General features: G+C 45.5%; 9 protein-coding genes. 7 read left to right on the top strand and 2 right to left on the bottom strand.

Annotated elements, in window-relative coordinates; translation table 11 throughout:
• The first annotated feature begins 51 nt into the window (after window positions 1-51).
• From ACNQP3_RS06875 to ACNQP3_RS06845, 7 genes are all read left to right on the top strand, one after another.
• A complete protein-coding gene (locus ACNQP3_RS06875) occupies window positions 52-1,287 on the top strand; it encodes a glycosyltransferase family 4 protein (RefSeq protein WP_071984770.1) in 1,236 nt (411 codons plus the stop codon).
• Window positions 1,284-2,531: a glycosyltransferase family 4 protein gene (locus ACNQP3_RS06870; RefSeq protein ID WP_071892069.1), complete on the top strand. Its 1,248-nt coding sequence runs from the start codon at window positions 1,284-1,286 to the stop codon at window positions 2,529-2,531. The genes ACNQP3_RS06875 and ACNQP3_RS06870 overlap by 4 nt, the downstream gene beginning before the upstream one ends.
• A 132-nt stretch (window positions 2,532-2,663) precedes the next feature.
• Window positions 2,664-4,757: a CgeB family protein gene (locus ACNQP3_RS06865; RefSeq protein WP_081336895.1), complete on the top strand. Its 2,094-nt coding sequence runs from the start codon at window positions 2,664-2,666 to the stop codon at window positions 4,755-4,757.
• Window positions 4,754-6,916, top strand: a complete 2,163-nt coding sequence (locus tag ACNQP3_RS06860) for a glycosyltransferase family protein (RefSeq protein WP_231118575.1) — start codon at window positions 4,754-4,756, stop codon at window positions 6,914-6,916. The genes ACNQP3_RS06865 and ACNQP3_RS06860 overlap by 4 nt, the downstream gene beginning before the upstream one ends.
• 17 nt (window positions 6,917-6,933) lie before the next feature.
• Window positions 6,934-8,526 (top strand): heparinase II/III family protein, encoded by a 1,593-nt coding sequence (locus ACNQP3_RS06855; protein WP_264316880.1) that lies wholly within the window; start codon window positions 6,934-6,936, stop codon window positions 8,524-8,526.
• A gap of 49 nt (window positions 8,527-8,575) precedes the next feature.
• Window positions 8,576-9,013, top strand: a complete 438-nt coding sequence (locus ACNQP3_RS06850; RefSeq protein WP_141729031.1) for a hypothetical protein — start codon at window positions 8,576-8,578, stop codon at window positions 9,011-9,013.
• A 74-nt stretch (window positions 9,014-9,087) separates the two neighbouring features.
• On the top strand, window positions 9,088-10,845 hold the full coding sequence (locus ACNQP3_RS06845; RefSeq protein ID WP_141729032.1) for a hypothetical protein: 1,758 nt from the start codon (window positions 9,088-9,090) through the stop codon (window positions 10,843-10,845).
• A gap of 47 nt (window positions 10,846-10,892) precedes the next feature.
• On the opposite strand, the gene ACNQP3_RS06840 is transcribed toward ACNQP3_RS06845, so the two are convergent.
• Together ACNQP3_RS06840 and ACNQP3_RS06835 are read right to left on the bottom strand one after the other, a co-directional pair.
• Window positions 10,893-12,392 carry a heparinase II/III domain-containing protein gene (locus tag ACNQP3_RS06840; protein ID WP_081336897.1) on the bottom strand — a complete coding sequence of 500 codons (1,500 nt, stop codon included), beginning with the start codon at window positions 12,390-12,392 and terminating at the stop codon, window positions 10,893-10,895.
• 151 nt (window positions 12,393-12,543) lie between these two features.
• Window positions 12,544-13,632, bottom strand: coding sequence for an acyltransferase family protein (locus ACNQP3_RS06835; RefSeq protein WP_069942128.1), 1,089 nt, complete (start codon window positions 13,630-13,632; stop codon window positions 12,544-12,546).
• Window positions 13,633-13,766 lie beyond the last annotated feature (134 nt).

Genomic DNA, 13,766 nt, shown 5'->3' with positions numbered 1-13,766 from the left:
CCGTTCCTCATTGCGGATTGTTTCTGCCACATCGATGCAGGTGTCGCGATCATGAAAAAAATAGCCATGATCGTATGGAATGAGTTTCTGAATGATGCCCGTGTGCTCAAAGAGGCTCAGACCCTTCAAAAAGCAGGTTACCAGGTTCGGGTGTTCGCACTGCACAAACCTGGTGTTACCCAGCCATATGAAACCTTGGTTGACGGTATTCAAGTACTGCGCGTAAGACCTGACCTGCTCTCGATCTGGCCGGCAAGAAAGCAGCGCCCGCTGGAGACAGCTGCCAAGGCGGGCCCGCAACGAGAATCTCGCACTTCTGCACTCATGTTGTTGCTCCGCGCTTGCGCACGAGGCTGGGCGCATCTGAAGTTCTTCGCCTATGTCGTTAAGTATCGGCCTGACGCGGTACATGCTCACGATGTGAATACGCTGCCCACGGGTTGGCTAGCAGCCATTGCAAGCCGTGCAGCGCTGGTTTATGACGCCCATGAAATAAGCACCAGCCGAGAAGGCTACAAAGGCATCCGGCGGGTAGTTGGCGTTATCGAGAAGCATCTGATGCCCCGTGCAGCGGGAGTCATCACAACCACTGAAGCTCGCTCCAAGTTCTTCGCCAGAGCGTATGGTGTTCCACGCCCTACGATTCTTCAGAACCGACCACGTTACCTGTCGAGTTCCCGCACTAACCGAATTCGTGATGAATTGGGCCTGGAAAAGCAATGGCCCATCGTCCTCTATCAAGGTGGCCTACAGCAAGGCCGCGGCTTACACAAGCTTGTGCATGCTGCAGCCCTTGTTCCTAACGCCTACTTCGTCTTCGTCGGCGGCGGCCGCTTGACACAATCGCTGATCAACCTAAGCCAGTCGCTGGGTGTGAGTGATCGTGTGCATTTCATTCCAACTGTCAAATTGGCTGAGCTGCCTGAATACACTGCTTCCGCAGACATTGGTGTTCAGCCCATTGAAAACACTTGCTTCAACCACTTCACTACAGACTCAAACAAGCTGTTTGAGTATTTGATAGCCGGCCTTCCCATTGTCGCGACCAACTTGCCTGAGATTAGAAAGGTTGTTGAGAAACATGAGGTCGGTTTGCTTCTGAACGGAAAGGATATCCAAGCACTCGCAACCGCAGTGAAAACCTTGGTTGATAACCCAGACATGCGAAAAGTCATGGCGGGCAACTCGGATCGTGCGGCATTGGAACTTAACTGGGAAGAACAGGAAAATAAATTGGTTGAACTGTACAACCAGTTACTTCGTAGAAGCGTTGGGGTCCGCTCATGAGCCCTAGAATCCTGATTCTCAGTTTCTATTACACGCCTGACCTCTCCGCAGGAGCATTTCGTGCAGAAGCACTGGTGAAGTCGCTTCAGCATGAGCTTGGGGACAATGCTCAGATCGACGTGATTACGACACGCCCGAATCGCTATCATAATTATATAAAAGATGCACCAAAACTTGAGCAAAGTGGATCTCTCAGCATCCGAAGAATCGACCTTCCCAGCCATCAAAGCGGGATAATTGATCAAGCGATTGCATTCGCTGCGTATGCCAAAGCGGTCCTCTCATCGTTGAAGCATCAAAAATATGATTTAGTTGTAGCTACCTCTTCCAGACTAATGACTGCCTCACTTGGAGCCTTAGTAGCGAAACGAGTTCGAGCAAGCCTATACCTCGATATTCGCGATATTTTTGTTGACACTTTACCCGAGCTGTTCCCGTATCGACTTGGCAAGTTAGCCGCGACTATTTTTTCGCCAATCGAACGTTGGACAATTCGCCAAGCAAGTCGTGTAAACCTGATTTCACCAGGATTTCTACCGTACTTTTCACGGCGATATCCGGAGCTTGAGTTTGCACAGTACACCAATGGTGTTGACGAATTATTTTTGCGAATGAGGCCCTCGGAACCTCGTTCGATGAGTACTGATGAGAAGGCGAAGCTACGTATAGTCTATGCCGGAAATCTCGGTATCGGTCAAGGCTTGCATATCATCATACCTAAATTGGCTAAGCGATTAGAAGATCGCGTTGAGTTTCATTTGATTGGCGCGGGCGGGGCTTCAGATCGACTGTTTCGGGAACTACAGTTGCATGGTGTTTCCAACGTTTTGATTAGCCCGCCAATGAAGCGCGACAAATTACTTAAGGCTTACGAATCGGCAGATGTACTGTTTCTACACCTGAACGACTTGAAGGCGTTTCGAAAAGTACTGCCATCTAAGCTCTTCGAATACGCAGCAACAGGTAAGCCTATCTGGGCCGGGCTGACTGGCTATGCGCGTCGATTCGCCAACCACCGTATAAACAATATTGCTGTTTTCTCACCCGGCAATATAGAAAGTGCTATCGAGGCTCTTGAGAAACTAATTTTGGAGCCCGTTTGTCGAAAAGACTTTGTCGCCGAATACTCCAGGTCGTTCATCAAGCAAAAAATGGCTCAAGACATATACCAGACCCTCCCTGCAAAACGCAAAAATGATTCTGCACCGGAGAGCACGAACACGCTTGCGAATACTGAAACATGACTCAAATTATCATGGAAGATTATATAGAGCACATAAAAATTTAATAACCTGATTAGCGCCAAGCAATCAGGTACATTTCAAAACAGTTAACACTTATCAATATTTCAGTTCTAAGTTTTACGGGGAAGGCACATGAAAAAATGGGGGCGTCGATGGCTAAAGAAAATGGCGCAAAGTCTAGGTATCTACGAGTCTTTGGTGAAAAACCGAAAGGTAGCCATTCGCATTGGAGTGGAGAAGAATGAGCCACTTCCAACTGTCGAAGTAGTTGAAAGCAATCGCATCACCTTGACTGCCTCCCCTCAGTGGAACAGTGCCGCTGTCAAACCAGGTGATACCGTTTCCGTTCGTGTTGCAGTGACATATGAAAATACTGCCGATCTCAACCGTAAAGCGCTGCTGCTGGTTAAGCTGCTGGATCTTGATGGCGAAGAGATTATCGAGCTAGGCGGCAAGCTTGCACGCTCGACAAAGCTGAACTCGTATTATAAATACCTGCCTTGCACCCTTGGTAAAGTAGTAACGCTTCACGAATTTAAAGTACCTGATGGTGGCGTCAACCTTGAAATTGGATTCTGCACGTTCAACGCAGCTCCTAACGATGCCATTCATATTGATCAGATTGAAATAATCTCGCGGCAACTCAAGGAGGAGCTGATTCAACTGATCCCTCCTTCTGCTGAGGTTCAGGCGATCAGCATCTTGGGCTGGCCAGAATACCCAGAGAACGGCAAACCATATGTAATCGGTGTCATGGATGAATTCACAACCGGCTGCTTCGAGCAAGAAGTCAATCTGATTCAACCACGGCCAGATAACTGGTATGCCCTGGCTGAAAAGTACAAGCCGGCCGCGTTCTTTATCGAGAGCGCTTGGAAAGGTAACCAGGGTAGCTGGCAGTTCCGAGTTGCAGAATACTCCAACAAGCCTGGCCCAGAAATCGCGTTAATGTCCCAATACGCTAGAGAACGTGGAATCCCCATGGTCTTTTGGAATAAAGAAGACCCCGTTCACCATGACAAGTTCATGTGCAGCGCGAAATTAGCCGATCATATCTTCAGTACGGATGCTAATACCCGCCCTTCGTATCGCAAGAAAACGGGCAATTCGAATGTTCATGCCCTTCCCTTCGCTGCGCAGCCAAAACTGCACAAGCCTGCTCCTCTGGAAGGACGTCTTCAGCGTGCCTGTTTTGCAGGTAGCTGGTATGGCAATCGACATGCGAAACGTGGCCGTGCAATGCGCTGGTTGCTCCAAGCCGGCAACAAACACGGCCTGGACATCTACGATCGTAACTTTGGAACCGGACTTTTTTCATTCCCCGAAGAATATCAGGCCGGCATCAAAGGCAGCCTTCCGTACAAAGAGCTTTGTGCCGAGTACAGCAGGTATCGGCTGTTCCTCAATGTAAACTCCGTAACTGATTCGCCTACGATGTTTTCACGTAGGGTATTCGAGCTCATGGCGTGCGGTACTCCTGTAGTCAGCACCTACGCTAAAGGTATTGAGGAACTCTTCGAGTCGGACGCTGTATGGATGGTGAGCAGTGAGCAGGAAGCTGAAGAAGCTATCCATACACTGCTGACAGATGACAAAGAATGGCGCAGACGTAGCTTGCTTGGTATCAGAGAAGTATTCAGCAATCATACCTATGCACACCGAATCAACCAAGTATTCACGAGCGTTGGCATGCCGCCCGTGAGCAACGTCAACCCCAATATTTTGTTGGTTGCGAAAGCTTACGATGAGATTGATGTACACAGCTTGGTAAAACTGTGTGACCAGCAAATTTATCGTGAATTCTCGATGATTATTGAGTGTCATGGCGGACCGGACCTCCTCGGATTACCAAGACCAAACGGAGTAGAACTGGTTCCACCAGGATATTTCGCTAGCGCTTCGTTCGAGAAAAAAGCACTGGAATACAGCGCTCTTGGCTGGTTGAACCCGCTGGCTGGCTATGGACGTTATTACCTGCGCGACCTGGCAAATGCGATGAGCTATCAGCCAGATGCTAAAGGCTGGGCCAAGTCGCTCAATCGGGACACATTTGATTTCAATCATGAAGCCCAATTGGACGGTGCACTTTGGGACCCTAAGGCTTTCTTGGAAAGCTGGCGTTTTGCCGAAGCAGGCACGCTAATCACTGCACCACAGCTATATTGTGCCGACAGCAGAGAGTTTTACAGAGCCATGAGTAATCAGAAGGTATCGGGGTTTAAATGATGACCATTAACAAGCGTGTACTTGTCTGCGCCGCCCCCGACTTGAACTTCATTGACGGCTCTTCAATCTGGGCTCAAACCATTACTCTGGCGCTAGCGAGCACCCAATGCGCCGTCGTAGACTTTGTAGCAAAGAGCAAACCAGAGCGACACGAGCTTTTTCAACCCTTAATTGATCACCCAAACGTTAACATTATCGATGGCACGCACTCGCGTTATTGGAAGGGTTCGTCTAAGCGGCGCCTTGACCTCACTCAAATGGCGGAGCTTGCTGTAAAGCTCTCACTTGAGGAAAAATATGACGTTTGCTTGGTACGCGGCCTTGAAATCGCAACTAACCTTCTGAAGCACCCCGAGATTTTCAGTCGAACATGGGTTTATTTGACCGATATCCCGCAGGATGTTGAGCATTACTCGTCCGAGCAGCGTGACCTCATGCGCAAAATTGCGGCGGGCTGCGCTAAGGTACTTTGTCAAACTCAGGGTTTTGCGGCCTTATGGAAAGCGCTTGCCCCTGGTCTTGATGACAGCAAGATTGATATCTACACGCCTGTCATCAATGACTTTAAAGTGCCATCGAAGCCGCTTTCCGAGCGAAATCGTATTGCGATATACGCGGGAAAATTCAAAAGCCAGTGGAAAACACTGGAAATGGCTGAAAGCTGGCCAAAAGTTCACAACCTCGTCAACGGCAGCCAATTTATTGTTATTGGAGATAAAATCCATAACGACGCCAAGGCGAAGGAATATAGTGCACGAATGAAACATGCACTGGAAAACACTGCGGCCCTTAACTGGCTTGGCGCCAAAAGTCGCGAAGGTGTATTTGATGAGTTAAAGCTAGCGAAGGTCGGGCTTTCATGGCGCGATGAAAGCATGAACGACACCGTAGAGTACTCTACGAAGATTCTTGAATATGGCGCCGCTGGTTGTGCCGCCATTCTGAACCGAAATTCTTTGCACGAGCAACTGCTCGGTAAAGACTATCCTCTATTTGCCAACAGCATCGAAGAGTTCGAATCGGCGCTGGAGGTCGCGTTGCTGGATGACGAGAAATCGCAGCTGGCTGCTGAACGTCTTCAATCACTAGCAAGCCGGCATACATTCTCGGCCCGGGTGAAAATGATTCATGAGTGGCTAATGACCAGCCAAGCGATTATCGCCGACAAGCCACCCAGCACAAAGAAGCTCAAAGTTTTGGTAGCCGGACACGACCTGAAATTTTTTGGCACCTTGCAGCAAAAGCTCCAAGAGTCTGGATCTTTTGAATTTACCGTGGACCAGTGGAAGGGTCACGATCTTCATGACAAACAGGCCAGTCTGAAATTACTTAAAGACGTAGATATCATATTCTGTGAGTGGTGTCTTGGGAATTTGAAGTGGTTCTCAAACAACAAACTTCCACATCAAAAGCTAGTAGCGCGATTCCATGCTCAAGAATCGAAGCTTCCATATGTAGCAGAAGCTAACTGGAAAAACATTGACCATATTGCTTTCGTAAGCGAGAGCATTCGCACTATTGGACTAAGTGCCCTCAAAGGATTTCCAATTGAGAAAACCAGTGTTATCCCAAATATTTTGGATGACTCTAAGTTTACCGCCAAGAAAAAAACAGGTGATGCAGCATTTACGCTTGGCATGATCGGTGTAGCGCCAAAGAGCAAAAGATTGGACCGAGCAATCGACCTTCTGGAAGTCCTTCTAGAGCAGGATTCACGCTATTGCCTCCGCATCAAAGGAAAGCATCCTCTTGATTATGGGTGGCTTTTGAAGCGCAACGAAGAGCGTAACTATTACTCTGCCCTATTCCAAAAAATTAACAGCAACGCAAAACTCAGACATAAAGTCATTTTTGATCCTCCTGGAGATAATGTGAATGACTGGCTGACGATGGTTGGATATGTACTTTCCCCGTCTGATGCGGAATCCTTCCATATGGCAGTAGGCGAGGGAATGCTTAGCGGCGCAGTTCCAGTTATTTGGAACTGGAACGGTGCTTCTCAAATATGGCCTAAAGAGAACATCATCAACTCATTAGATGACGCAATAAAATTGATTGTATCCGAACGAAACAACATCGGCACAATCAAGCACGAGATGTTATTGAGGAACTATTCGCCAGAATTGGTATCCAATCAATGGAAAAATATTCTTCAATAATTCAATGAGCTGAGTTAATGCTTATCAAACGTCCATCCGATCTGACTTGTCTAGCTAAAAAAAGCGCGATCGATTTTATTAAAAAAAATCTTACGACCAATAATCGTAACGATCTAAAAACACTAGAGTCCTGCGCAAAAAATAACGTAGTGGAGCTGCGCGGGTTCGCGCGCGAGACTATTAATCTGCGTAATTTTGACTGGAATGAGTTCGGAAAAGATCGTAGTTGGTGGTGGCAAATTCAAGCGTTGCCATTCTTAACTTGGTTCATTTCAAGCTATGATCTTCAGACACCCGAAGAACGAGAAACTTACTATAGTTACTGCCTTGATTGCCTGAACAACTGGCAAACGAATAGCATGTCCAATAAAGCTTCTCCACTCGCTTGGCACGATCATGCCGCTGCGTTTCGGGTGCGTAATATCGTGAATTGGGCGATATTCACTTCGCATGCAGGTCTCATCCCCTCAGACGAAAGTGCTAGAAAAAATATTCTGAATCTGATTGAGAAGCATCTGAAGTGGCTGGCAGAGAGCAGTAACTACTCCAAGCATACAAATCATGGATTTGATCAGTCCCTGATAATGTATACGATCGCAATGTATTTCGGAGAAAATTATCCAAAATATATAGAACTTGGTCAACGACGCTTGATTGATGAGCTTGACTTCGCCTTCACCGAGCAAGGTGTGCATAAAGAAAATAGTCCAGGCTATCAAAAATTTATGCTGTCTCGACTTAATAATCTTTTATCGCTCAGCGACCTAGGCGACAAAAAAATCTCAACGCGCGCGGAAGAATTTACCGACAAAGCAACGGCATTTCTAAAAGCGATTACTATGCCCAACGATTTACTTCCAATGATTGGAGATACTCGTTGGGATGATAGAAGCAAAAGCGAGGTCCTTTCTGAGCATCTAATCATTCACGATTATTCGGCCTCTGGATACCTGATTGCCAAAGGCAAAGACTCCACGTCTAAAGACTTCTATCTCGTCTTCAAAAACTGCCATGATTCAAACTATCATCGCCATGATGATGATCTCTCGATTATATTCTACTATGATGGAAAACTTGTATTTGGAGACGGCGGGCTTTTGAGCCACAACGAAAAGGATGAGAAGAGGATCTTTGTAAGATCCCCACTCGCGCACTGCCTACCAATATTGCCATTTAAAGCTGAACGTGATCGCTCAAAATTAGTGTCCACCCCAACACTAAGAATCGATGAATCGGGACGATTCTATGGCACCAGCCATATGTTCGGGAAAAAAGTCGAGCGCTCAATTGATATTTCGAACATTCGATCTGGACAGATAGTAATTACAGACTCGAGCTCTACGGGTGTACCAATCAACTCAAACTTTCTAATTCCAGAAAAATCCAGCATGCGATTCAAAAACAGCTCGGTTACATTGAGCTTCGATAGCTTTGAAGTCCGCTTGGACACAGGTGAAAAGCACCTAGAGGCATCCACGTGTCTTGGATGGAATGCACACGCCCCTGAGTTCAGCGCCATTATCTCTAAACATCTCGGCATAACGGAAGATGTTAGTCGCCTATGGATTTCTACAGGGGAAGAAAATATTATAACTGTAAATTTTAGATAATTAAAAACAGCCTTTAAAGCCAACCTCACTACTAAACAGCGTAAACATCATGAAAAAACATATTGTACCAGCCCTTCTCGTTGCTCTCTTTGTTGCCGGCTGCGGAGAAACCAAAGCTCCCGAATCTACCCAGCATCAGGACACTAAAACAAAGCAGTCTTTGGTAAGTGGACCCGACAGCAAACAAACCCTGACGCTTGCAGACGGTACCGTATTGAACTTCAATGGCAAGCTCATTCGTGAGACTGTTTCGAAAAAGGAAGAAGGTGATTTTCAACGGTATATTTTCGAGCTGCCGCAAGAGTCTATGGCTGTTGAAGGTGAAATCTTCGCCGCTCTCGCCAAGTCCGGTTACGCTCGGATCGTAAAAAATAGCGATAAAGACGTGTACTCCGTGCATTACAAGAAAAAAGGACAAGCCCCTATTGGCGCGACCTACACAAATGTTGAAAAAAGCACTCAGTTGATGCTGCTGTGGAAAATCTAAGGTAAATCTGGTTCTAGCAAGGTCGTGCATCAAGCTCGGCCTTGCCATCAAACTTACACGCGTCCAGGAGCTGAGTGTCTGATATGTTTTCATTTTATGCAGACGCAAAAAATTTTATTTTCTGGCTTAAATCTGTAGGCCTGAAACTTACACGGATCGTTCCACTTCAGACCCTGATTGTGGTTACTGCGACACTTGTATCCCAAGCATCTTTGCTTATTTCATATTTTCTACCACTAAAAGTAATAATAATAATAGGCTCAGGTAGAACGCCGAACTACTTCCCATCTTACTTGCAAAGTATCGATCACAAAAATTTGGTCATAGCGCTAAGTATTGCGACTGTACTTTTTTACGGCCTCTATGCATTGGCGGAAAATGTTATCGTAAAATTTTCCGAGCGTGGCGCACTACAGTTAATTCAAAAAAGCCAAAAGATTGTTTTATTTAACAACCAAGATGAACTTGCCGCCCAAGCGTATCAACGTTACTCTCGCAGCCTAGCAGCAGGAATATTTATTTCCGCTGCAAGCACAGGCCTTTTAATTATCAATCCGTATCTCTTTGCCACTTTAGCGATCTATGGCATAATTTTCACAACTATAATATCTATCATTTATAAAAAAATTGAAATTTTCAATTCCATCAGCAATACAAGCAAGCTGTCAAATCTTGCCGCTTCGCTCGGCTTTCTGCTAACTTTCTTCTATATCGTTGGAGAGTACCTTACCTTAGGAAACTCCAGTGCCTTGATCGCAATTGTTTCAATTCTAATAGTTAGACAAACGCTACAGCGCCTTAGCAATTTAATAGTAGACCTTAACTATCTGCACCTAAATCGCATACAGGTGAATGCACTGTTCTTCCATGGGCACGCACTAACTTCTCCTGACCAAGTTAAAGACCAAGATTTTTGGAAAGCCTTGGAGCTATCGGAAAGAAATACTTGGATTCAAAGCGCACTAAATGAAGTCACTGACGACTCTATTAATGTACTATCATCCAAATGGTTTCAGGTAGCCACTACTGACACAGCGGCCTTCGAGGTCACTGTCCGTTCAGAGAAAAATAGCGATGATAGAGTATATCTTGTTAAACTATTTAATAAATCAAGACGCGATTTGGCACTACAAGAGGCTACCATCTTAGCCGCATGCAGGGATCTTAAACTCCCAACCTTGGAATTTTCTGGCACTACGATGGTACAGGGCTTTCATTGCGTAATTTTTCTTATGGATGGCGAGACCCAAATTACGTTCCGGGAAGTTAAAGCAAAAAAACTAGAGTTGTTTGGAAGTCTGCTTGCTATTGAGCCCCCTGCGTCACTTGCTTCTCGCTTCTTACGTTCGAAGCCTTTGCTCTGGGGCCGTTTGAATGATGCAATGATTGACAGGATCGCTGTAGCGGCCAGTGATGATTCCACACGCGAGAATATCAAGGCATTCAAGTCTGAGCTGCCTGCGATCAAGGCCACCTTACAAAAACTGCCTTTACAGTTTGTGAATACAGATATTACGCCCGACACAGTAAGAATTGACCGCAGTGGCCATGCAAAGCTAAGCCAATGGGGAAGGTGGACGCTAGAACCTATTGGTGCATGCTGGCCCGTAACGGAAAGTGAACTTAAATGTATTTCGCCCTGGATAAAGAAATCCAGGGCAGTTCGAAAGTCACTAGCCAATGTCGATAACAAAGAGATTTTACTGGCTGCCTTTGTACACTCATTTGAACGTTGCGTAGCACGTCAACAGTTTTTGGCAGCGAACGAATTGGTACCGGAAATATTAAGAATTAATTGCGAAATCCAAGCCCTGACGCCTTCACTGGCTTGAGCTAGCAAATTTGGCAGAAAGAGACTTCCTCTTTCTGCCAATGCTGCTCAGAAATTAATACCTGAAAAATTGAATGAAAACTTACGCTCAGATTTGATTGGCGCTTTGTATGCCACACGCAATGTCTGCGCTAGATTATGTCTATCGCTGCCAATGTAATGAATCGTGGTAACAACCCATTCGCCATCAAACTCTTCCGGCTTTATTACTCCCAGAACGGAATAGTCTCTGTACAACCATACCCCGCCGCCTTCAAACCGAATATGAATATCTGGTGCAAGCACAAAACCATGCTCACTTTCTGACTTCTCAGTTGCAGAAATGTAATCAGAAACCCGTAGAGAATTATTAGTTAACTCGAACCGTCGACTAACCTTTAAACCCGGCATGCGCTGCTGTTGTCCGGCGAGGACAAAGCCTTCATCTGTTTCATGCCACTCAGTAAACTTAGATTCACCGTTAGTTTTGCCGCGATTTGAATACTGAACATTATCTACAGATACTGTACTATGGTGATCAGCATTTCTCAGCGCGTTAGTCGTCTCTTTATCTACTTGATCCGAATAGCCTGGATCATCGAAAATCATTTGCCCATCGAGTTCAAGACAGAACGATAAATCATCATCCTGTTTGTGGTTCGCTGAATGCCAGGCGCAAACGGAAACAAAATGGATACGGCGCCTTGAGTCGGACTGTTTCACATAGGAAAAAAATCCATTCTCACAGAACAGTCTATTATTTGGAAGCCCAAGAGAAACAACATTTTCTTCAGAGGGGACTATTTCAGGGCACAACTTCCGAATACTCGCATTCGGACGCCTGAAGGAGTCGCCAACTGGAATATACTCTCCGTTAGTCCGAGTGAAGAAATTTAGCAACTTCTTTGTCGCACCTAACAAATCTATGTTGCCAAAGTCAGTTTCAAGGTTGTCAAATTTCGATGCTGCCTTTAGAAATTTATTGGCAACAGGATAATTATACTCTTGATACGATATAGAGTGCTCCTGAGTCAAGCCACTGGAATCAAATATACTCTGGAGTGACTTAAGCCCCCTACTGACAACGTACTGCACTACACCCTTATCGGGATGGCCAACAGTCGAAATTGCATTAAGAAGCGAGATATCGGCCATGACCCCATGATTATGTCCGCTTCTATATACCTTCTCCGACAAGAGCGTTGCCATGTCTATACGCAATATTTCTTCACAGCATTCTGATACTACACGATCCTCTACCGCTAAGAATTCATTTCTAAGTCGCAATATTTCATCAATACGTATGGATGTTGTATGATCACCAATGCGAGTACCAACCATATCGTTGGCTTTCTTTTTCTTACAGTGGAAATCATGAAAACTTACGATGACAGCTCGCTTAGTTTCCAAGGGTACGGTTTTAATCAGCCATCGTAGACTCAGGAAATTGTGCCGCCAGTTAAGCACTTTGAATGGGTCCATAGCCCAATCTATGGGCTCGATCAATTGGACATTATCAAACTTTCCATATTTAAGTAAATACACAGATCCATCCACACTGTTGCCCACTAATTTTTCCTCGACGAATTCGCAAGCTGAAAACAAACCATGCAAATTAGAATTTTAACTTATGCGGAGCTCAGATGAAACTCCGCACGCAGCAATTTAGCGAGACTCGAATCTTGCATCCGCCCAGCTACTTGATTTAAACCAATCCAACTTAAGTCACCTGCAGTCGTGTCGTGACCATATTGCGCTGGAAATACTTATTATGCAAATTTTTGCCAATTCGGATGAATGGCTTTTCCACAAAATTATAGATTATTGTAGCCACAAAGATAGTGATTACAGTTGCCAAAAGCATCCTTGAGAACCCTAATGTATCGCTCCAAATAGGCGGATTGTACTTCAATAGAATCTTAATAATCAGGAAGTGCGATATGTACATGGAATAGGAAATGTCACCCAGGAAACTCAGTATACTGCTCTTAAAGATTTCGACATTAGCTTTTTCTAGAACAACAACACCCGAGACGAGAACTATGGCTCTAATCCCATATCCCTGCGGACCAAATCCGGGCTTATAATTCGCGGCAAACATAACCACAAATAGTCCGAGACAGGCCCAAAAATAAGCTAATGCGGGCGCCCGAGGTATAACAATGCTCTTATTCATATAGAAACTGGCAAACATCATACCAACCACAAACTCAAGCAAGTAGGTTGAAGACAGCATCTTGAGAATCCCAGCCCACTGAGATGTCGTTGGTAAATCTAAAGTCTTGGCAGCACTGAGTTCCACAGAGCCATTAAAAATCAGGTTGAGCGAGACAATGCTTGTAACCAGTATCGCAGAAGCCAGTAGCGCCCGATGTTTATGACTGATTGAAATAGCCAAGCAAAAAACGGCGTAAAACAAAATTTCATACGTCAGCGTCCAAGGTGGCCCCATGAGATTGAAGCCAAATGTGGGTGCGGGCATATTATAATCTTTATTAAGGGGTACAACTGACTTCAGTAGCTCTACGGCAGGTTGATTACTATAGATTGTGAGGCAGCCGACCACCCAGCATATAATTAAGGCCGGGTAAACTCTAAACACCCTTCTTGTCAAGAACGAGCCAGGTCTATTCGCCTCTTTGCTAGCAGATGCAACCATGATAATAAAACCGCTTATCATGAAGAATATATCAACACCTGACGCGCCCGACTGCAATAGGTTTCTACCCAAGTTTGCATCAGCATAGACATTGTTCAACAATCCACGAAAGTGAAAAAGTACAACAATGAGCGCGGCGATGCCTCGCATGTAATGAATTCCAAGAAGCACTCATTTCTCCCCAAGTTTAAATCGCACCGAATTTTCCAGCGCCAAATTTCTATTGCCCATAAGGACGACAGCATCCATGCCTTGCAGATAAGAACCAAAGCTTTATGCGGCAC

The organism is Pseudomonas sp. LFS074, from assembly GCF_047978165.1.
Taxonomy (GTDB): Bacteria; Pseudomonadota; Gammaproteobacteria; order Pseudomonadales; family Pseudomonadaceae; genus Aquipseudomonas; species Aquipseudomonas putida_P.
This window is presented reverse-complemented; position numbering and strand designations above follow the sequence as displayed.

Coding starts and splice junctions, on each gene's coding strand:
- ACNQP3_RS06835 (WP_069942128.1), bottom strand. CDS start 13,632: ATGCGAGGCATCGCCGCGCTCATTGTTGTACTTTTTCACTTTCGTGGA.
- ACNQP3_RS06860 (WP_231118575.1), top strand. CDS start 4,754: ATGATGACCATTAACAAGCGTGTACTTGTCTGCGCCGCCCCCGACTTG.
- ACNQP3_RS06870 (WP_071892069.1), top strand. CDS start 1,284: ATGAGCCCTAGAATCCTGATTCTCAGTTTCTATTACACGCCTGACCTC.
- ACNQP3_RS06850 (WP_141729031.1), top strand. CDS start 8,576: ATGAAAAAACATATTGTACCAGCCCTTCTCGTTGCTCTCTTTGTTGCC.
- ACNQP3_RS06875 (WP_071984770.1), top strand. CDS start 52: ATGAAAAAAATAGCCATGATCGTATGGAATGAGTTTCTGAATGATGCC.
- ACNQP3_RS06855 (WP_264316880.1), top strand. CDS start 6,934: ATGCTTATCAAACGTCCATCCGATCTGACTTGTCTAGCTAAAAAAAGC.
- ACNQP3_RS06865 (WP_081336895.1), top strand. CDS start 2,664: ATGAAAAAATGGGGGCGTCGATGGCTAAAGAAAATGGCGCAAAGTCTA.